Here is a 20686-nt window from a genome sequence, read left to right as displayed (position 1 = left end):
ATTAAATAACCACAAGGACCGACCGGCCGATGAATGTGGCCCATGACTGACGGCGCCCCCGCCGCCGCATCGGCACAGAGAGACGCGCTGGCGCTTCTGGCCCTGCAGCTGGAATGGGGCGCGGATGAAAGCCTGACGGCGGAGGGTGTCGACCGCTTCGCGCTCTCGTCCCAGCCCGCTGCCATGGCCGTGCTGCGGACGACGCTCGCGGAGGCCGCAGCGCCGGCGCCTCTGGCCGCATCACCTCCCCGTCAGGAATCCGTGGCGCGTAGCGCTTTGGCCGCACCTGTCGGCCGCGGCGCGGTCCGTCCGGCAGCGGCGCAGGCCGCCGCTCTTGCCGCCGGCTGCCAGACGCTCGCGGAGCTGCGCGCGGCGGTCGCCGGGTTCGAGGGCTGCGCGCTGCGCGACACCGCGACCAATCTGGTCTTTTCCGACGGCAACCCGGAAGCCCGCATCATGCTGGTGGGTGAGGCGCCGGGCGCCGAGGAGGATCGCGCGGGCCTGCCCTTCGTCGGCGCTTCCGGGCAATTGCTCGACCGCATGCTGGGATCGATCGGGCTCGATCGCAGACAGGTGCTGATCACCAATATCCTGCCCTGGCGGCCACCGGGCAACCGCACGCCGACGGAAGCCGAAATCGCGACCTGCCTGCCCTTCGTGCTCCGCCACATCGCGCTGGTGGCGCCCGATTTTCTGCTGCTTCTGGGGGCGACGGCGGTCCGCGCCATCACCGGCGATACCCAGGGCATCCGCCGCATGCGTGGCCGCTGGCAGTCTCTGACCGTTCCGGGTATGGACCGACCGATTCCAACGCTGCCCACCTATCATCCTGCTTACTTACTTCGGACAAGTCTGGCTAAAAGAGAAGCCTGGTCAGACTTGCTGCAATTGCAAGAAAAGCTCTCCCTTACAAAAAAGTCATAGGGCGAAAAGCGGCAGCAACTGAGGGCTTTTCCGAATGGACTGCAGTGAATACAGGCAGCCATCTAGCGGGTGAGGTTGCACTTCCCGGCGAAGGTGTTGTAGCCAGCCTGCATGCGAGGGATCGGCAATTCGTTCTCCCGTCTTTTCAGCCCCAAAGCATTGCTTGCCGGGGCCGCGCTTCTTGCTGGAACGGCCGCTCCCGGCCTGCATGCAGATGCTCAGGAAAAGGGCGGCTCTGAGACAAAGCTTAGTGACCAGACTGCTTATGCGGTGCCGCGATCGGACCCGGAAAGCGGCAATGGTTTTGCATTTCCACAACCCCTGAACCCCAGCGATGCGGTGCTGGTGCGCCAGATCTTTGCCCTGCAGGCGCAGGGCAAAATCGCGGATGCCGAAAAGGCGACCGCCCAGCTGTCCAACAGAATTCTGCTCGGCCCGATCCTCGCAGACCGCTATCTCGGGCCTTATGACAAGCCCAGCGTGCCGGCGTTGCAGGACTGGCTGACGCAATACGGCACGCAGCCGCAGGCGCCTGCCGTCGCTCACGTCCTGCAGCTGCGCCTGCGGGGCAAATCCGGCAAAATGCCGCCGCTGGCAGCCCTCCCTTATCTGGCACCGCCCAATCCCTCCGACGGCGCCGATCTCGATATCGGCCCGTCCGATACCGGCATTGCCCGCCAGCCGGGGCTTGATGCGCGCGTGCTTGGCCTCGCCCAATCCGGCCGGTTCGATGCCGCGGTCGCGGCCATCGCGGCCGCCCGTATCGACCAGCTTTATGGCGCCACACTGCGCGCCGAAGTTGCGCGTCTCGCCTTCGCGAATGGCAAGAACCGGTTCGCCGCCACTCTCGCCAAAACCGCCATCGGCGAGGCCCATGGTAAGCTCGGCCTGCCCTCCTTCGTGGCAGGGCTTGCCGCCTGGCGGGATGGCCGCGCGACGGCGCTTGATCTCTTTACCGATGCCGCGGTCGCCCCCGGCGCCACGCCCAATCTGGTCTCCGCCGCCTCCTTCTGGGCGGCGCGCGCGGCGCTCAAGGCCGGCCAGAGCATGATCTATCTGAGCTGGATGCGCCGGGCTGGCAATAATGGCTCCGGCTTCTATGCGACGCTGGCCCAGCGCATGCTGGGACAGGACGCGCCCGACGGGATCAGCCAGCAGATGCTCGGCTTGGCCGATCTCGAAGCCGTCGCCGGCACGGCCGCCGGCGCCCGCGCATTCGCCCTGCTGCAAGTCGGCCAGAATCATCTGGCGGAAGAGGAATTGCGCCACCTTTACCCGACGGTCGCCCAGGATGCCGGACTCAGCCGCGCCATCATGCTGGTCTCCTGGAAGGCCGGCATGGCGACGCTCGCCAGCCAGATCGCAGCCCTCGACCCGAAGCGTCAGCCGGGCAGTGCCATCGTGATTCCGCCGCTGTCGCTGTTTCCGCAGCATGGCCTGCATATCGACCCGTCGCTGCTCTATGCGCTGGTCCGCGTCGAGTCGAATTTCGATCCGACGGCGGTCTCCGGCGCCGGCGCGCGCGGTCTGCTGCAGCTGATGCCGGCGACCGCTGCCTTCATGAACAAATGGGGCGCCACACAGCTAAAGCGACGTGCGGGCGGCCTGTCCGACCCTGCGTACAATCTCGAGATGGGCCAGCGCTACATCAACTATCTGGCATCGCAGACGAATATCGACGGTGATCTCATTCGTATTCTTGCCAGCTACAATGCGGGCCCTTCGGAAACATCGACCTGGAGCAACGCGCAGGCAGCCGAAAATGATCCGCTGCTCTATATCGAAATGATTCCGAATACCGAGACGCGGCAATTTGTTTTCAGTGTGTTACGATATTCCTGGGCCTATGCCGCGCAGTTGAACCTGCCCGTGCCGAGCCTGGATGCTCTCGCACAAGGCGAATTTCCGCATATCAGCGACCACCATCCTACCGCCACGGCTATCGCAAGTACCGCGACGATCCACTAGGATTGCGGCATGGATCTTTCGCGCCCCTTCGTCCCTGTCAATATCGCGATCCTCACGGTCTCCGATACGCGGAGCCTGGAACAGGATCGCTCGGGTGATCTTCTGGTCGCCTGTGTCGAGGCAGCCGAGCATAAGCTGGCTGACCGCAAGCTGATCAAGGACGACGTCGATACGATCGAGTCGACGCTCCGCGACTGGATCGCCGACCCCAATGTCGATGTCGTGATATCGACAGGCGGCACCGGCATCACCGGCCGTGACGTGACGCCCGAAGCCTTCATGCGCGTGCTGGAGAAGGAGATCGTCGGCTTCGGCGAGCTTTTCCGCATGCTCAGCTACCAGCATATCGGCTCTTCCACCATGCAGTCGCGCGCTATCGGCGGCGTCGCCAACGGCACGTATCTGTTCGCGCTTCCGGGCAGCGCGGGCGCGGTCAAGGACGGGTGGGAGGGTATACTGTCCACCCAGCTCGATATCCGCACCAAGCCCTGCAATCTGGTCGAGCTGATGCCCCGCCTGCGGGAACACCAGTAACGCGCTGAGCCGGTGAGCCCGTTGCAAAACCGGCGGAGGACGCCCGGCATAGTAGGGTCTGGCAAAGTGCGCTGATGGAATGGGACGAGCCCGGTATTGTCCTGGACGCCCGCCCTTACGGCGAGAGCGATCTCATCGTGACCAGCTTCACCGCGTCCCACGGCCTGCATAAGGGTCTGGTGCGAGGCGGCGGCACCCGCCGGCAAGTCGCACTCTGGCAAACCGGCAATCTCGTCGCCCTGCGGTGGTCCGGGCGCCTCGCCGAACAGCTCGGCCATCTCACGGGTGAAATGGTGCAGGCGATCGCCCCCGGTGCGATGGATCACGCATTGTCCCTCGCCTTGCTGCGCGCCGCCTGCGCGACCGCCGCCGGCGCGCTGCCCGAACGGCAGGCCCAGCCCGCCAGCTTCTCTGCGCTGCTCAATCTTCTGCCCCGGATCGCAAGCCAGCTTGCGTCGCCAGCCGATCTCGCGCGGTTTGAACTCACTTTGCTCGCCGATCTCGGCTACGGGCTGGATCTCTCGGCCTGCGCCGTCACCGGGGCGACCCATGGCCTCGCCTATGTCTCCCCCCGCACCGGCCGCGCGGTGACGGAGGCGGCCGCCGGTCCTTGGGCAGCCAAGCTTTTGCCGCTGCCAGCCTTCCTGCGGCCGGGGGCGAATTCCCCCGATCATGAGGCCGCCGAATGGCGTGATGCGCTGCGCCTCACCGGCCATTTCCTGGAGCGCGACGCCTTCGGCCATCATCATCGGCCGCTTCCCGAAGCCCGCCGTCATCTCTATCAGATGGTCGTGGCTCTGGCCGGCCCGGCTGACGGACCCCCGTCACCGGGCTGACAGCCCGATTCCGTTCCTGTATCGTTCGCGCCCGGGGACACGTTCCGTCCCGCCGCCCGGAGACTTTCATGCCTGACGACCTCGCCGGCCATATCGAGAATACGCCCCTCGCGGATGCGCTCAGTGACCGCTACCTCGCCTATGCGCTGTCGACCATCATGTCCCGCAGCCTGCCGGATGTGCGTGACGGGCTGAAACCGGTCCATCGCCGGCTGATCTACGCCATGCATCAGTTGCGTCTGGACCCGACGTCCGGCTTCAAGAAATGCGCCCGCGTGGTCGGTGACGTCATGGGTAAGTTCCATCCTCATGGCGATGCCTCGATCTATGAGGCGATGGTCCGCCTCGCCCAGGATTTTTCGGTTCGCTATCCGCTCATCGAAGGCCAGGGCAATTTCGGCAATATCGACGGCGATAACGCGGCGGCCATGCGCTACACCGAAGCGCGGCTCACCGAAGTCGCCCAGGCCTTGCTGGAAGGGATCGACCAGGACGCGGTTGACTTCCGCGCGACCTATGACGGTGAAGAGCAGGAACCGCTGGTTCTTCCCGGCAATTTCCCCAATCTTCTGGCCAATGGCGCGGCCGGCATCGCAGTCGGCATGGCGACCTCCATCCCGCCGCATAATGCCGGTGAAGTCTGTGCCGCGGCCATTCTGCTGATTCAGAAGCCGGATGCCTCCACCGCCGACCTGCTGACCTTCATGCCCGGCCCGGATTTCCCTACGGGCGGCGAAATCGTCGAGGAAAAAGCGGCGCTCCTGCAGGCGTACGAGACAGGCCGCGGCGGCTTCCGCATTCGCGCCCGCTGGGCAGTGGAACAGGGCAAGCACGGCACCTGGACCATCGTCATCACCGAAATTCCCTATCAGGTGCAGAAATCCCGGCTGATCGAGCAGATCGCGCAGCTGATGGAAGACAAAAAGCTGCCGCTGCTCGCCGATATCCGGGATGAAAGTGCCGAGACGGTGCGCATCGTGCTGGAACCGAAAGCCCGCACGGTCGAGCCCGCCATGCTGATGGAAAGCCTGTTCCGCACCTCGGCGCTGGAAAGCCGCTTTCCGCTCAATATGAACGTGCTCGACGGGACGCGCACGCCGCGCGTGATGTCATTGCGCGACGTTCTGCGCGCCTGGCTCGACCATCGTCACGACGTGCTGGTCCGCCGCTCGCAGCATCGCCTCAACGCCATCGAACGGCGGCTGGAAATCCTCGACGGCTATCTTGCCGTCTATCTCAATCTCGATGAGGTCATCCGCATCATCCGCGAGGAGGACGAGCCCAAGCCCAGCCTGATGAAGACCTTTGAGCTGACCGATCTTCAGGCGGAATCCATCCTCAATATGCGGCTGCGCTCGCTCCGCCGCCTGGAGGAGATTGAAATCCGCAAGGAGCACAAGAACCTCTCCAAGGAAGGCAAGGATCTCCGCACCCTGCTGGGTGACGAAAAGCTGCGCTGGAACCGCATTGTGGCGGAACTCGAAAAGATCCGCGCGACCCACGGCCAGGGCCCGCTCGGCGCCCGCCGCAGCCTGATCGGCACCGCACCCGCGGCCGTCACCATCGACGAGACCGCTTTGGTCGAGCGCGAATCGATCACCGTCATCCTGTCCGAAAAGGGCTGGATCAGGGCGGTCAAAGGGGCCGTCGCACCGGATGCCGAGCTGCGCTTCAAGGAAGGCGATTCCTTGCGCCTGATCCTGCCTTGCGAGACGGTGGACAAGCTCTGCCTGCTCGCCACCAACGGCCGCGCCTATACGATCAAGGCCAATGACATTCCGCGCGGCCGCGGCGACGGCCAGCCCATCCGCCTGCTCGCCGAATTCGGCAATGAGGATGAGGTCGTCACCCTCTTCGCCCATACGGCGGCCAGCCGCTTCCTGCTGGTCTCCACACCGGGCCGCGGCTTCATCGTCACGGGCGACGAACTCCTCTCCGAGCGTCGCGCCGGCAAGCAGGTGATGACCGTGAAACCGGGGGAGGAACTGACCCTTGCGGTGCCGGTGGGCGACGGCGACCACCTCGCCATCGTCGGCGAAAATCGCAAGATGCTGGTCTTCCCGCTCGATCAGGTGCCGGAGATGGCGCGCGGCATGGGCGTGCAGCTCCAGAAGTACAAGGATGGCGGCGTCGCCGATGTGCGCATCTTCAAACTGGCCGAGGGCCTGTCCTGGAAATCGGGCGAACGCACCCGGACGGAGACTAATCTCAAGGACTGGCTGGGTGCCCGCGCCCAGACCGGCCGCCAGCCGCCGGTCGGCTTCCCCAAGAACGGCCGTTTCGGCGCGTGAGAATGAAGCGTCGTCATCCCCGCGCAAGCGGGGATCTTCTGGCTAAGCAACTACGGCGGGAAGGAGATGCCCGCTTTCGCGGGCATGACGTGGCGACACAATGACCCGCGCAGTGATGATCCAGGGCACCGGGTCCAGCGTCGGCAAATCCATGCTCGTCGCCGGCTTCTGCCGCCTGCTGACACGCCAGGGCCTGCGCGTCCGCCCCTTCAAGCCGCAGAACATGTCGAACAATGCGGCCGTGACGGCGGATGGCGGAGAGATCGGCCGCGCCCAGGCACTGCAGGCGCAGGCCTGCGGGGTTGAGACATCGGTCCACATGAACCCCATCCTGCTGAAGCCGCAAAGCCAGGTCGGGTCTCAGATCATCGTGCAGGGCCGCGTCTGGGGCCAGACGCGTGCGCGCGACTATCAGGCGCTGAAGCCGCAGCTGATGCCCTTCGTGCTGGAAAGTTTTGCGCATCTGCAAACGGACGCGGATATCGTGCTGGTCGAAGGCGCCGGCAGCGCGTCGGAGGTCAATCTGCGCGCCAATGACATCGCCAATATGGGCTTTGCCCGCGCGGCGCGGGTCCCCGTTATCTTAGCGGGCGACATCGACCGCGGCGGCGTCATCGGCAGCCTGGTCGGCACGCATACGGTCCTGGATGCGGCCGACGGCGCGCTGATCGAGGGTTTCATCGTCAACCGCATGCGCGGCGACCTCAGCCTTTTTGCGGACGGCATGCGCTTCATCGCCCACCGCACCGGCTGGGCGCCGCTCGGCCTGGTCCCCTATTTCAGCGACGCCCACCGCCTGCCCGCGGAAGATGCGGCCGATCTCGCATCCCGCGCCGGCGCCAGCCCGCGCGGGGGCGCCCCGCGCGCCGGAAAACTCCGCATCGCCGTGCCGGTGCTGCCCGGCATCGCCAATTTCGATGATCTCGATCCCCTCGCGGCCGAACCCGCGGTCGAGTTGCTGATGCTGCGCGATGGCGCGCCGCTGCCGCCCGAAACCGCCCTCGTGATCCTGCCGGGCTCCAAGACCACGATCAGCGATCTTGCCGCCCTTCGCACCTATGGCTGGGACAGCGACATCATCGCCCATGTCAGGCGGGGCGGCCATGTCATGGGCCTGTGTGGCGGCTATCAGATGCTGGGCCAGACCATCGCCGATCCAGACGGGATCGAGGGGCCACCCGCCACCGTGCCGGGTCTGGGGCTGCTGGATGTCGAAACCGTGCTGCGCGGACCCAAACAGCTGCGCCGCGTGGACAGCGCCACCACCGCCGACGGGCTGCCGCTCTCAGGATATGAGATGCATATGGGCGTCACCACCGGCCCCGCGACGGCGCGGCCCGTCGTGACCTTCCCCGATGGCAGAAGTGACGGTGCCGTCTCGGATAACGCATGCGTGATGGGCACCTACATCCACGGTTTTTTTGGCGATGACCGTCAGCGTGCCGCCTGGCTCAGCCGCTTCGGCGTCAGCGCCTCGGGCCGCGCGCATGCGTCGTCCGTAGATGCGGTTTTGGATGCACTTGCAGACCATCTCGCTCTGCATTGCGATATTCCCAAGATACTGGCCATCGCGGCATCCGGGGCGGTCCTGCCGTCGTAACTGAGGAGACGGTCTTTCAGGGCCGGACAGGATTGGTGAAGGATGTTTCCAGCCGATGGCCCTATTCGCCCGCGCGGCAGCAAGCCGGGTTGCGTCCCGGACCCGTACTCGCAATAGTCGTGGCAGCCACTCTGCGCGCCCGGTGCGCGCTGTACCTGTGCGGGAGTATCCTACTCTGCTGACCCAGTCTGCCGATGCATCAGACCGCAGCGATGCCGCTCTGACGGCCCTGCTGCTGCGCTGCGCCACCGGCGATAGAGCGGCCTTTCGCGCGCTCTATGACGCCCAATCCGCGCGATTGCACGGGCTCGCGATGCGCATCACGCGTGATCAGGCGCTGGCGGCGGACGCCACGCATGATGCCTTCGTTCAGGTCTGGAACCAGGCCGTGCGCTTCGACCCCGCGCGCGGCGCCGCGGCCGCCTGGCTCACCAGCATCGTGCGCTATCGCGCGCTCGACATCACCCGCCGCCGCGTGCGCGAACATGCCGGCTACGAAGCGCCGGAGCAGGAAGACGAAAGCCCCAACGCGCTCGCCCAGCTGGAGACGAGCGAGGCCGGGACCGCGCTGCACCGCTGCCTGGCCGAGCTGGAGCCCGAGCGCCGCGTGCTGCTGGTCCAGGCTTTCACCGAAGGTCTGTCCCACAGCGATATCGCGGAAAAAACCGGCACGCCGCTGGGCACCATCAAATCCTGGATCAGGCGATCGCTCGCCAGTCTCAAGCGGTGCCTCGAGACATGAGCGACTTTCAGGAAGACGATCGCAACCTGATCGCGGCTGAATATGTGCTGGGTGTGCTGGACGGCGCCGAGCGGGACGCCGTGCAGCGCCGCGCCGATGCCGACAGCGCCCTGAGCGACGCCATCACCGAGTGGGAAAACCGGCTAAGCCCGCTTGCCATCCTCGTGCCTTCGGTCGCACCGCCCGCCGCTCTGTGGAACAGGATCGCGACCAGCTGCGGCATCTCGCCGCTGGCCGCCGCCACCGAAGCAGGCACCGCCCGCGCGGCGCACCCGCCGCGCGCCAGCCTGATGCGCCGGCTTAATTTCTGGAAGAGCACGACGGCGCTCGGCTTCGGCCTTGCCGCAGCCCTTGCAATCGTCGTGGTGATCCATCAGCCGTCCGTGCCGACCCCCGGGCCTGCCGCCCCCGGCGTGCCGCTTGCGGCCGCTGTTTTGACGGCCCCGCAAGGCAGCACGCCGTTCTGGCTGGCCTCGGCCGGCCCGGACAACGTCGTGCAGTTCAAGCCGCTGCAGCATATTGCCGTCGCGTCGGGCAAGGATCTCGAACTCTGGGGCCTGCCCGATGGGGAGAAGGTGCCGAAGCCGCTTGGCTTGATCACGGCTGACGGCCGCACCATCACTTTGCCCAGTGAGATGAAGGCGCCTATGGAAATCATGGTCAGCCTGGAGCAGAAGGGCGGATCGACCACCGGCCTGCCGCAGGGCCCTGTGCTGTGGCAAGGCCATATGAGCGCCTATGCCGGCGCCAGCAATGGTTGATTGGTCAAGATAAACAACAATCCTCCGTCATGCCCGGCTTCATGCCGGGCATCCAGGCCTCTGTGCGCCCAAACATGGATCGCCGGGTCAAGCCAGGCGATGACGAAAAGGGCGTTGTTTCGCATGAGGCGCCCTGACGGCGCGGCGCCATTGCCGATGAGGTGCCGCTTGCGCGGGCATGACGGTATAATTGCGACCATTACTGTTGACTAATCAATCTTCTAAACTAGCGCTCCCCGGCGGCGGCCGTCCCTTCAGCAGCCGTTCGCATAGCGCCAGCACCGCATCCGTCGCCGGTGACCGGTAGCCGTCCCGCAGCAGGGCCACGCCATAGGTCAGCGGCCGCAAATCGCTTTCCAGAGCCAGATAGGCCAGCGGCAATCCGTCCAGCGCGGCGCGGTTGCGCGGCTGGGCATTGGCGATGCTGAACCCCTCCCCGCGCGCCACCAGGCTGCGCACCATGTCGAGCTGGGGGGAGCGGGCGGCGATGCGCGGCTGGATGCCCGCCTGATGAAACAGAAAGAAGAAGTAATCCCGGCTGAGCGGCAGGTCGAGCAGGATGAAGTTCTCCTCGGCCAGTTCCTCCAGCCGCACGGCCTGCCGACCGGCCAGCGGATGGTTCGCCGCCACAAAGGCGAAGGGCGGCAGCGGCGCCAGCGGCCGGAATTCGACATCCGCCGGCAGGTCCAGATCATAGGTCAGCATCAGCGCAAGCTTGCGCTCGCGCAGCATCTCCAGCAGTTCGGCCTGGTTGCCGGGCACGGCATGCAGCGAGGCGGCAGGGTTCTCAGCCCGGAAGGCGCCCATCAGGGCCGGCACCACCAGGGCATAGAAGGTCTCCATGCAACCGATGACGATCTCGCCTGCCAGCGTCGAGGATAGGGCCAGCCCCGCCGCCTCCAGCCGCTGCGCCTGGGCGATCAGCGACCGCGCCTCCTGCGCCAGCCGTCCACCCTCGGCCGTCAGCGTCAGGCCCTGGGCGTGATGGCGGATGAACAGCGGCACGCCGAACAGCGCCTCCAGTCCGGTGATGGCGGCGGACACGGCGGGCTGGGAAATATGCACGGTCTCCGCCGCGCGGGTGATGCTGCCGGTCTCGGCGGCCGCCAGGAAATAGGCAATCTGCTTGAGGGTAAATTTCACATCGCTGCCAAAGAAAAAGGGGCTGGTTCAGTTTTTCTGAACCAGCCCCCGTTGGCAACAGGTTTAGCGAAGGTGCGGCTTACGCGCCGATATTCCGCAGCGGTTTGCCGGCCATGAGATTGGCCTCGATATGCTCGAGGGACACGCCCTTGGTTTCCGGCACGAAGAAGATTGTGAAGACAAAGAAGAGCGCGTTCAGCAGGGCATAGAAGCCGAAGGTGATGCCCGAGCCCCAGCTGTTGAGCATGGTCAGGAAGGTCAGGCCGACCACGAAATTGGCGACCCAGTTGGTGAGCGTGGACACGGAGATGCCGAAGTCGCGGCCCTTGGTCGGCTGCACTTCCGAGCAGAGAACCCAGATCAGCGGACCTGCGGACATCGCAAAGCCGGTGATGAAGAGCAGCAGCATCACGACCGCGAAAATCTGCATGGCGAAGGTCAGATGGCCGAGGCTCAGCATATAGCCCAGCACACCCATGCCGACGAACATGACGACGAAGCCGGTCAGCAGCACGGGGCGGCGGCCCAGCCGGTCGACCACGCCAATGGCGATGAAGGTCGCCAGCACGTTGACGAGGCCGACGATGGCCGTGCCCCATAGCGCCATATGGCCCTGGAAGCCCGCCGCCTCGAAGATGCGCGGCGCGTAATACATGACCACGTTGATGCCGGTCAGCTGCTGGATGATCTGTAGCGCGACACCGAGGAAGACCGAGCGGCGGAAGTTGGAATTGCCGCTGAACAGCGACCAGCCGGCCTGCGGGCGGCGCAGCTGCTCTTCGATCTCGTTATATTCGGCATCGACACGCTGCTTGTTGCCACGCAGCTGGGTCAGAACCTCGCGGGCCTCTTTGCCCTTGCCGCGCATCAGCAGCCAGCGCGGGCTATTGGGCAGGCGAAGGACGCCGAGGAGGAAGATCGCGCCCGGTACCGCGACGATGCCCAGCATCCAGCGCCAGGCACCGATATAGGCGAAGAGCGTGTCGGAGATGAAGGCCGCCAGAATGCCGATGGTGATCATCAGCTGGTAGGTGGAGATCATCGAGCCACGCTTTTCCGGCGGCGCAATCTCCGAAATATAGAGCGGCGCCGTGAAAGTCGCGATGCCGATGGCGAGGCCAAGCACGACGCGGGCCACGATCAGGGATTCCACCGACCAGGCGGCGGCACAGAACAGCGATCCGATGACGAACAGGATGGCGCCCAGAATCAGCGACACTTTGCGGCCAAGGCGGAAGGAGAGAACGCCCGCCGCGATCGCGCCGAGCGCCGCGCCGAACATCATCGAGCTGACGATCCACTCCTTGGCCGTATCACTCGCATGGAACGCCGTTCCGATGAAGCCGAGGGCGCCCGAGATTACGCCGATATCGAGGCCGAACATCAGTCCGGCCAAAGCGGCCATGCCGCCTGTGAAAAAACTATGATCGCCGATCGGGGCTTTCGCCCCCATCGTGGCCGATGTCGCGACACTCATGCTACGATTCCCATCCCTTAAAAGACGTGATTCTAGCCTCTAGCCTTAGTGAAGAAGCCCCCCAATCGGCACATAGACAATATACCTATGCAGCCACATGGGGTTGCGCAGACAAATAAATGCTAAGGCATTGCCTTCATTTTACTTTTCACCGCAGCGCAGCAATTTGCTGCATTGCAACATAACACTTTTATCTAATTTTGCTGCGGCGCAGCATGACTTTTTCTCGGCTCGAACTGTATGCGCATATGGGGCAGCGCGGCCGGATATTCAGCCTGTAAAAACGCAATCAGCTTTTCTCTGACTTCGCAGCGCAGATCCCAGCATTGCGGCGCCGTGCGCGCGCTGACCAAGGCCCTCAGCTCGATCACCTGTTCTTTCGCGTCGCTGACTTGAAGATTGACGACGCGCCCGTCACATAGCGCGCTCTCCGCCGCGACCTCAGCCAGCTTATCGCGTACCGCCTGCACTGGCACGGAATAATCGAGATAGAGATAGACAGACCCGATCAAAGCCGCTGATTCGCGCGTCCAGTTCTGAAAGGGCTTTTCCAGGAAATAGGCAATCGGCAGCACCATGCGCCGCCAGTCCCAGAGGCGGACGACCACATAGGTGCTGGTGATTTCCTCAATCCAGCCCCATTCCCCTTCGACGATCACGGCATCTTCCAGGCGAATGGGCTGGGTGATGGCGATCTGCACGCCCGCGATGAGGTTCGTCAGCAGCGGACGCGCGGCCAGGCCGAGCACCAAGCTGGCAGCACCGGCAGACGCGAACAGGCTGATGCCATATTGCCGCACCTGATCGAAGGTCATCAGCGCGATGCCGACAGTGACGACGCCGATCATGATATCGCAGGCCCGCTTCAGAATGCGGATCTGCGTCAGATGCTTGCGGGCCAGAAGATTGTCGTCGACGTCGGTTTTGAAACGGCCGAGATAGAGTGAGGCAAAGATTTCAAGCGCCCGGATCGACGTCCAGCCGACCAGCAGCACGAAGGCGATGAGCAGAAAATGCGCGATCGTCAGCGTAGTGGTCAGGGAAAAATTCAGCGAAGGCAGCACCGCGCCGAGCAGGAACAGCACATAGGCGACCTGGCTCGGCCCCTTGGTGTGTTCGACGAAAACCTCGAAAAAAGTGCGGACCTTGCGCGGCGCCCGCAGGCGCAGAAACAGCCGCAGCGTCAGCCGATGCAGCAGCAGGCCCAGCAGGCCTGCCAGCACCAGAATCATCGTGCTCCAGACATAGCCCGGTATCCAGGCCGGGCCGATCGCCACACTGTGGTTGAAGACCTGCCGCAGACTATCCTCATGCGGAGCCAGGCTGCCGCCGCCGGATGTATTCGCCATCGTGCCTGCTCTCTCCCGGCCTGCGGCCCGTCAACGCCCCGCCTGGCCACGGCCAGATATGGCGGGGTATCAGGCCCTGCTAATCCCTGTTGCGCCGCATCTCCGCCGCGCTCACAGCCACGTGATGCCAAATCTGCTGGGCCAGCTGCTTGCGGCTCAGCCCGGCTTTCGGGTCGATCGGCGGATGCAGGACCAGGGTCGCCCGCAGGCCGCGATGGCGCGCAATGCGGTTGAAATGGCTCGCCAGCTCCATATCGCCGAACCAGGCGAACAGCGCCCGGTCTGCCCGCCGCGCGGGCAGGAAATCCAGCCGGTCATAAACCAGGGTGAAGGGCTGCAGCCGGTGCGGCACCTCGGATTCCGCGACCGCCAGGAAGGCCGAGCGAAAGGGCATGACGCGCGCGCCGTCCGAGGTCGTGCCCTCGGGGAACAGGATGAGGTTGTCGCCCTGCTGCAGACGCCTGCGGATATCGGCATTCTCCCGCGCCGCACCCGCGGCCTTGCGGCTCACAAACACGGTGCGGCCCAGTCGTGCGATGACCGAGATGACGGGCCAGGTCCCGACCTCGCCCTTGGCGATGAAACAGGCCGGCAGTGTCGCCCCCAGCGCCGGAATATCCAGCCAGGACGTGTGGTTGCCGACGAAGATCACAGGCTCTCCCTGCACCATCGGCGCCCCGACGACACGCACCGACAGGCCGAGGCAGCGGCAGCAGCCCCGCCAATAGAGAAGCGGCAGCCAGACTTTCGCCGGACCGGGCAGAAAGATCAGCAGCGCCTGCGGCATGGCGCAGAGGATGGTCCATAGCAGAAAGGCCGCCACACGGCAGAACACCAGGATCGCACCCGGCAGGCGCGGCCATGCCGGCCAGGCTCCGTCCAGCGGCACGGCCCGGCCGCCTCTGATATCCCCCGCATGTTTCATGCGCTGGCGCCTATCGCTTCGCCTCGATCCGGTCCCAAATCATCTCTTCGATCTTGATACCGTCGAAACGGGCAATTTCCTGCAGGCCGGTGGGCGAGGTCACGTTGATTTCGGTCAGATAGTCGCCGATGACGTCGATGCCGACAAAGATCAGGCCGTTGTCCTTCAGATAGGGACCGATCTTGGCGCAGATCTCCTGCTCGCGGGCGGTCAGCGTGGTTTTTTCCGGCCGGCCGCCGACATGCATGTTGGACCGCGCGTCGCCCTGCGCCGGCACGCGGTTGACGGCGCCCACGGCCTGGCCATCAACCAGGATGATGCGCTTATCGCCCTGGCGCACGGCGGGCTCATAGCGCTGGATCATCAGCGGCTCGGTCGTGCGGACGAAATGACTGTCCAGGATGGAGCCGTAATTCTCGTCATCCGCGCGCACGCGAAAGACGCCGATACCGCCATTGCCGAACAGCGGCTTGATGATGATGTCGCCGAATTCGGCGCGGAATTCGCTGATCGCGGCACGATCCCAGGTGATCAGGGTCGGCGGCATCAGGTCGGGGAAATGCGTCACCAGCAGCTTTTCGGGCGCATTGCGCACCGCGGCCGGGTCATTCACCACCAGGGTCTTGGGGTGGATATGCTCCAGCATATGGGTGGCGGTAATATAGGCCATGTCGAAGGGCGGGTCCTGGCGCATCAGGATCACGTCCATGGTCGAGAGGTCGAGGTTTTCCGTCGGCCCGAAGCTGAAATGGTTGCCCGCTTCCCGCCGCACCGCGACGCGATGGGCGCGGGCAGAAATGCGCTGGCCCCGCTGGGCCATGTGCCGCACCTCATAATGCCAGAGCTGATGGCCGCGTTTCTCGGCCTCCAGCATCAGCGCGAAGGTGGAATCGGCATTGATATTGACGGACTGGATCGGGTCCATCTGGACCGCAACCTTCAGCACTCTCGGCATAGGCACTCACCTCAGGACGGGAAGACGCAGCATAGATGGCGACGCCACGCCCGCCTAGAGCGACGGCCGTTTCCGCAATCGCAAGGATTGCCCGCTAGTCTGCGCGAGCATGCGGAGTGTGAGGGAAACCGCCTTGAGACGTGCCACCATCGCCTTGACGGCCGCTTGCGGCATCGCGGCCGCAGCCCCAGCGGTCGCGCAGAACTATCAGCCGCCACCACCGCAGCCTGGCGGGCCGCCTATCCTTATGCAGCAGGCGCCGCCTGACCCTCGGCAGTTCTGCTATTACAACGGCCAGCCCTATTCCATGGGCTCGCCCTATCCCGGCAATACGCCCGGGCCCCGCGGCCGGCCGATGCGCTGCGACACCTCGGATGCACCGGTCAACGGCTACATCATGCTGGAGTGGAGCGATGCCAACTGACAAGCGGGCGCCTCGGCAATTTGCTGTCGCTGTGCCGAGATCCGATCTATACTCATCGCAAAATAAAACGTCGCTCGCTTTGCTGTCGATACCCGCCCTGGCAGTCGCTGCCAGTTTTGGAAGGACACAAGACATGAGCTGGCTTGGAGGAAACTGGTACGGCGTCGTGGCCGTCTTCGGCGTGCCCGCCGCTCTCGGCGTGTTCTGCTGGGTCGCTGTCCACAATCGCCTTGGCGCCCGCGCGCGCGCTGAGCGCGCCAGGCAGAATGCACGGCAACTCCCCGGCATGCGCACCGCCCGCCGTCCCTTCTGACGGCGGCGGTCTGACAATCAGCGTCCGCCGGCTGCCTTGAAGGCAATGCGCGCCGCCAGCATGCGCGGGATAAGGCGCGACGCCGCGACCATCGCCCGGTTGATCCGCCCGGCCACGACCACGGGCTGGCCGCGCAGCAGCCCGTCCACACCAATGCGCGCCACCGCCTGGGCAGAGAGCGCGGTGCGCTGCGTCATGGCGTCAGGCTTGAAGCCCGCGACCGCACCGAAGCCCGTTTCCATAAAGCCGGGGCAGAGCACGGTGACACCGACCTTCGGCGCCAGTTCGACATGCAAAGCCTCCCCCAGCGACAGCACGAAGGCCTTGCTCGCCCCATAGGCGCCCAGCATGGGTGTCGCCTGAAAGGCCGCAATGCTGGCGACCAGCAGGATATGGCCCTGCCCCGCTGCGGCCATGCGCTTCCCATAGACATGGGCGAGTTCGCTGAGAGAGACGATGTTCAATTGCAGCATCGCCGTCAGCCGGCTGGCATCATGATCGATGAAGGCCTCGTTCAGGCCGAAACCGGCATTGGCGACCAGCATGGTCGGGTTCAGCCGCTCCGCATCCAGCTGTGCGGCTAGCGCCGCCGCACTGCCGGGGTGCGAAAGGTCGGCGACCGCGACCGTCACCGCCACGCCATGGCTTTGCCTGAGACGCGCGGCGAGCGTCTGCATGGGCGCCTCAGACCGGGCCGTGAGAATGAGATCGTAGCCCCGCCGCGCCAGATCTTCGGCCAGGGCAACGCCCAATCCGCTGGACGCGCCCGTAATCAGCGCCTGCTTCTCGCCAGCCATGGCCGTCTCCCTGTCACAACCCGCCGTCAGACGCAGCTTAGCCCGGCGACATCAGCGGACCATGGCACGGTTCCGTCAGCGCGCGCGACTAAAGGGCACGCGTCAGCATCGACACCTCATCGCGCCGCAGGGTCAGGACTTCGACGCCCGTCCCGGTGACGGCGACCGTATGCTCGAACTGCGCCGACAGCTTTCGGTCATGGGTCACGACCGTCCATCCATCATCCTCGGTGAGAACCTTGCGCGTGCCCTGATTGATCATGGGCTCGATCGTGAAGACCATGCCTTCGCGCAATCGCAGGCCGGTGCCCTTCCGGCCAAAATTCATCACCTGCGGGTCCTCGTGCATCTCGCGGCCGATGCCGTGCCCGCAGAATTCCCGCACGACCGCGTATCCATGCGCTTTGGCATGACGCTCGATAACAAAACCGATCGCCGATATGGGCGCCCGGCCGCACCTCCCTGATGCCCTTCCACATCGCCTCATGCGCCACCTGCACCAGCCGCTTTGCGGCCGGTGACGGATTGCCGACCAGATAGGTCTTGCTGGAATCCGCAATGAAGCCGTTCTTCTCCAGCGTGATGTCGAGATTGATGATGTCGCCGTCCCGGATGATCGCGCGTGCGTCCGGCACGCCATGGCACACGACATGATTGATCGAGCCGTTCAGCCCGAATTTGAAGCCATACTGCCCCTTGCTCGCCGGACGCGCGGCAAGGTCCACAGTGATGAAGCGCTCGACGAGATCGTTGATCTGCAAGGTCGACATGCCGTCGAGATTGAGGCCGTCCAACATCTCGAAGACGGAGGACAGCAGCTTGCCGGAGACGCGCAGAAGCGCAAGTTCATCGCGCGTCTTCACCATGTCAGGCAGCCGCCACTGCGGTCGCGCGCACATCAGCCGCCGCAAACTGCGCCGTGACGATGTCATTGAAGGAAAGCGCCGGGTTGGCCTCGGCAAGCATGCCGATCTTCATCCAGAATTCCGCCTGCGCATTGATGGACCGGCACATCACGGCGCTGGCCTTGCGCGCCTCCTCATGCAGATCGTCGTCGATTTTCACGATGCCCATGGCCGTCCTCCGCATTTGCACGATATACGAACCATATATGGATCGTATATCGTGCAGTCAATCGAAGGAGGGGCTGGCAGCGTGGCCGGGACGGTAAGGCTACCGCAGTGTGGCGCCAGTAGCCTTGACGACCGCCGCCACGACGCGGGCAGAAGCCTCGTCGATCTCGGCATCGGTCAGGCTGCGGTCCTTCGGCTGGAAGACCACTTCCACGCCCAGCGACTTGCGGCCCGGCTCCATCTTCTCGCCTTCATAGACGTCGAAGAGGGTAACGCCGGTGATCAGATCCCGCACCGCGCCGCGCGCCGCGCGCAGCACGCTGTCGGCCGGAACAGCGGCATCGGCCACGAACGCAAAATCGCGCCGCAGCGGCTGGAAGGTTGAAAGCTCGGGCGCCGCTTTCTTGCGACGCTTGGGCGCGGGGATAGCGTCCAAAAAGATCTCGAAGGCGACAGCGTGCTGCGGCAAGTCGAGCGCACGGACCAGGCTCGGATGCAGGGCACCGAAACGGGCGAGAACAACCTTCGGCCCCTGCCGCACCACGCCCGAGCGGCCCGGATGGTAATAGCCCGGCGCGTCGGTCGTCACGCTCAGCGCTTCCAGCGGCAGGCCAAGGGCAGTGAGTGCGGCCCAGACATCGGCCTTGGCGTCCATCGCCGTCACGCCACGCGCGGGCTCCAGCCAGCTCCGCGGAGTCTCACCCAGGCGCAGACCACCGGCGACCACCTGCTGCCCGCCGCGCACACCCTCATGGAAGGCAGGCCCGACCTCGAACAACCCATGATCGGCAAAGCCCCGCGCCGCATTGCGCGCAGCCGCCAGTGCCAGCGTGATCAGCGGCGTTGCGCGCAACTGGTCCAGGTCCGACGCGATCGGGTTGACCAGGCGCAAGGATTCCGGCGCATCGCCGAACAGCTCGGCAACCTTATGATCGGCAAAGCTGAAGGTCACCGCCTCGCTCAGGCCGCGGCTGGCGAGCAGACGCTTGAGCACCAGTGCCCGGCCCTGGCGCGGCGTGAAGGAGGCCGTCGGCACCGCGCCCAGCGGCGGCAGGCTGACAGGCTCAACCCGGTCGATGCCCCAGATGCGCAAAACCTCTTCCACCAGATCGGCTTCGGGCTCGATCTCGGCGACACCGTCGGCCACGCGCGCCAGCACCTCGGGGGTCAGCGCCCGCGCGGGTTCCAGCGCGCCACGGCCGGCAATGTCATTGCGCCAGGACGGGACATGGACGGTGATGCTGTCCCCGTCGCTGGAGGCCAGACCAAAGCCCAGGCGGCGCAGAATGGTCTCGGCTTCATCGCGGGAAATATCGGCCCCCGCGAAAGTCTTGAGGCGGTCGAAGCGGAGTTTCGCGCGGCGCTGCCAGGCGGGCTCGGCACCAGCTGACACAACGTCGGATGCCTCGCCGCCGCAAAGGGCCTGCACCATCTGAGTTGCGGCCTCAAGCGCGGCCGGCATCAGGGCGGCGTCAATGCCACGCTCGAACCGCGCCCGCGCGTCACTCGCGATCTGATGGCGGCGGCCGGAGAGCGCGATGGCGATCGGATCGAAATAGGCGCATTCGATGAAGACATCGGTGGTCTCCTCGGTGCAGCCGCTCAACTCCCCGCCGACGATGCCGGCGAGCGAGACGACGCCTTCGGCATCCGCAATCACGCAATCATCCTGCGTGACCGTTATCTCCTTGCCGTTCAGGGCAAGAAAGGATTCGCCCGCACCGCGGCGCAGCGTCAGCCGGTCGCCGTGCAGTTTGGACACGTCAAAAACATGCAGCGGCCGGCCAAGGTCGATCGTGAAAAAGTTGGTGATATCCACCAGGGCGCTGATGGGCCTGAGCCCGATGGCGCGCAACCGGTCCTGCAGCCAGGCCGGGCTTGGACCATTCTTCACGCCGCGCACGGTGCGGCCCAGCACCCACGGGCAGATCTCGGGCGTCTCGATCGCCCAGGTGACGGCGCTTGCACCCTGGCCCGGCACGGGCGCGGGGTCCCAGGTTTTCAGCGCGCCGATACCGGCGGCGGCCAGGTCGCGTGCGACACCACGAACGGACAGCGCGTCACCGCGATTGGGCGTGACCGCGATTTCGATCACCGGCTCGTCGAGCCCTTTGTAATCCACGAAACGCGCACCGACCGGCGCGTCGTCGGGCAGTTCGATGATACCGTCATGATCGTCACCCAGGCCCAGTTCACGGGCCGAGCACAGCATGCCGTTGGAGGCGACGCCGCGAATTTCGCCGGCTTTCAGCACCAGGCCTGAGGCCGGGATGGTGGCGCCGACAGGTGCGAACACAACCTTGAGTCCCGTGCGCGCATTGGGCGCGCCGCAGACGACCGAAACCAGCCCCTCGCCCGCATCGACGATACAGGCCCGCAGCCGGTCGGCATTGGGATGCTGCACGGCTTCGACGATATGGCCGATACGGAAGGGCGCCAGCGCCGCACCAGGATTGTCGATCCCCTCAAGCTCCAGGCCGATGCCGGTCAGCTTGTCGGTGATGGTCTCGATCGAGGCAGTGGTGTCGAGATGCTCGCGCAGCCAGGACAGAGTGAATTTCATGGGTGAATCTC

18 protein-coding genes and 1 pseudogene are annotated in these 20686 nt (G+C 65.2%); 10 read left to right on the top strand and 9 right to left on the bottom strand.

The genetic code is table 11. The features are described 5' to 3' along the window. Positions 1–42: 42 nt before the first annotated feature. From AC3G7M_RS10170 to AC3G7M_RS10135, 8 genes are all read left to right on the top strand, one after another. Complete coding sequence (locus AC3G7M_RS10170; RefSeq protein WP_489211692.1) at positions 43–924, top strand: uracil-DNA glycosylase; 882 nt, start codon at positions 43–45, stop codon at positions 922–924. A gap of 270 nt (positions 925–1194) precedes the next feature. Next, positions 1195–2892: a lytic transglycosylase domain-containing protein gene (locus AC3G7M_RS10165; protein ID WP_489211690.1), complete on the top strand. Its 1698-nt coding sequence runs from the start codon at positions 1195–1197 to the stop codon at positions 2890–2892. Positions 2893–2901: 9 nt separating this feature from the next. Continuing rightward, entirely contained in the window at positions 2902–3426 is a 525-nt protein-coding gene (gene moaB / locus AC3G7M_RS10160; protein WP_489211688.1) for a molybdenum cofactor biosynthesis protein B, read from the top strand. Positions 3427–3500: 74 nt separating this feature from the next. After that, the gene (gene recO, locus AC3G7M_RS10155; RefSeq protein ID WP_489211686.1) at positions 3501–4262 is read left to right on the top strand and encodes a DNA repair protein RecO; all 762 of its coding nucleotides are present in this window, start codon (positions 3501–3503) and stop codon (positions 4260–4262) included. A 68-nt stretch (positions 4263–4330) separates the two neighbouring features. Continuing rightward, positions 4331–6553 carry a DNA topoisomerase IV subunit A gene (parC, locus tag AC3G7M_RS10150; RefSeq protein WP_489211684.1) on the top strand — a complete coding sequence of 741 codons (2223 nt, stop codon included), beginning with the start codon at positions 4331–4333 and terminating at the stop codon, positions 6551–6553. A 100-nt stretch (positions 6554–6653) separates the two neighbouring features. Further along, positions 6654–8153 carry a cobyric acid synthase gene (locus AC3G7M_RS10145; RefSeq protein ID WP_489211682.1) on the top strand — a complete coding sequence of 500 codons (1500 nt, stop codon included), beginning with the start codon at positions 6654–6656 and terminating at the stop codon, positions 8151–8153. Positions 8154–8295: 142 nt separating this feature from the next. Next, positions 8296–8895: a sigma-70 family RNA polymerase sigma factor gene (locus tag AC3G7M_RS10140; protein WP_489211680.1), complete on the top strand. Its 600-nt coding sequence runs from the start codon at positions 8296–8298 to the stop codon at positions 8893–8895. Then, entirely contained in the window at positions 8892–9656 is a 765-nt protein-coding gene (locus tag AC3G7M_RS10135; protein WP_489211678.1) for an anti-sigma factor, read from the top strand. Before AC3G7M_RS10140 ends, AC3G7M_RS10135 begins: the two co-directional genes overlap by 4 nt. Positions 9657–9869: 213 nt before the next feature. Here AC3G7M_RS10135 and AC3G7M_RS10130 read toward each other — a convergent pair whose 3' ends face one another. The 5 genes from AC3G7M_RS10130 to gshB all read right to left on the bottom strand — a co-directional run bounded on the left by AC3G7M_RS10130 (position 9870) and on the right by gshB (position 15505). Next, entirely contained in the window at positions 9870–10799 is a 930-nt protein-coding gene (locus AC3G7M_RS10130) for a LysR family transcriptional regulator (RefSeq protein WP_489211677.1), read from the bottom strand. Positions 10800–10878: 79 nt separating this feature from the next. After that, entirely contained in the window at positions 10879–12276 is a 1398-nt protein-coding gene (locus tag AC3G7M_RS10125) for a sugar porter family MFS transporter (protein WP_489211676.1), read from the bottom strand. Between the two features lie 194 nt (positions 12277–12470). Further along, complete coding sequence (locus AC3G7M_RS10120; RefSeq protein ID WP_489211675.1) at positions 12471–13625, bottom strand: mechanosensitive ion channel family protein; 1155 nt, start codon at positions 13623–13625, stop codon at positions 12471–12473. A 79-nt stretch (positions 13626–13704) separates the two neighbouring features. Then, the gene (locus AC3G7M_RS10115; RefSeq protein WP_489211673.1) at positions 13705–14550 is read right to left on the bottom strand and encodes a lysophospholipid acyltransferase family protein; all 846 of its coding nucleotides are present in this window, start codon (positions 14548–14550) and stop codon (positions 13705–13707) included. Positions 14551–14560: 10 nt separating this feature from the next. Then, on the bottom strand, positions 14561–15505 hold the full coding sequence (gshB, locus tag AC3G7M_RS10110; RefSeq protein WP_489211671.1) for a glutathione synthase: 945 nt from the start codon (positions 15503–15505) through the stop codon (positions 14561–14563). A 133-nt stretch (positions 15506–15638) separates the two neighbouring features. Between gshB and AC3G7M_RS10105 the strand changes: the two genes are divergently transcribed. After that, positions 15639–15929 (top strand): hypothetical protein, encoded by a 291-nt coding sequence (locus tag AC3G7M_RS10105; RefSeq protein WP_489211670.1) that lies wholly within the window; start codon positions 15639–15641, stop codon positions 15927–15929. Positions 15930–16062: 133 nt separating this feature from the next. Further along, a complete protein-coding gene (locus tag AC3G7M_RS10100) occupies positions 16063–16242 on the top strand; it encodes a hypothetical protein (RefSeq protein WP_489211669.1) in 180 nt (59 codons plus the stop codon). Positions 16243–16259: 17 nt separating this feature from the next. Here the strand turns inward: AC3G7M_RS10100 and AC3G7M_RS10095 are convergent, their stop codons facing one another. From AC3G7M_RS10095 to pheT, 4 genes and pseudogenes are all read right to left on the bottom strand, one after another. Then, positions 16260–17039: an SDR family NAD(P)-dependent oxidoreductase gene (locus AC3G7M_RS10095; RefSeq protein ID WP_489211668.1), complete on the bottom strand. Its 780-nt coding sequence runs from the start codon at positions 17037–17039 to the stop codon at positions 16260–16262. Positions 17040–17253: 214 nt separating this feature from the next. Further along, positions 17254–17836, bottom strand: a pseudogene (map, locus tag AC3G7M_RS10090) (type I methionyl aminopeptidase); the annotation flags it as partial. A 70-nt stretch (positions 17837–17906) separates the two neighbouring features. Further along, positions 17907–18113 (bottom strand): ParD-like family protein, encoded by a 207-nt coding sequence (locus AC3G7M_RS10085; protein ID WP_489211667.1) that lies wholly within the window; start codon positions 18111–18113, stop codon positions 17907–17909. A 99-nt stretch (positions 18114–18212) separates the two neighbouring features. Continuing rightward, positions 18213–20675 carry a phenylalanine--tRNA ligase subunit beta gene (gene pheT, locus AC3G7M_RS10080; protein WP_489211666.1) on the bottom strand — a complete coding sequence of 821 codons (2463 nt, stop codon included), beginning with the start codon at positions 20673–20675 and terminating at the stop codon, positions 18213–18215. Between the last annotated feature and the right edge of the window lie 11 nt (positions 20676–20686).

The sequence above is a fragment of the Acidisoma sibiricum genome (genome assembly GCF_057837225.1).
The sequence above is the reverse complement of the archived record's forward strand: the minus strand, read 5'-3'. Positions and strand labels throughout refer to the sequence as shown.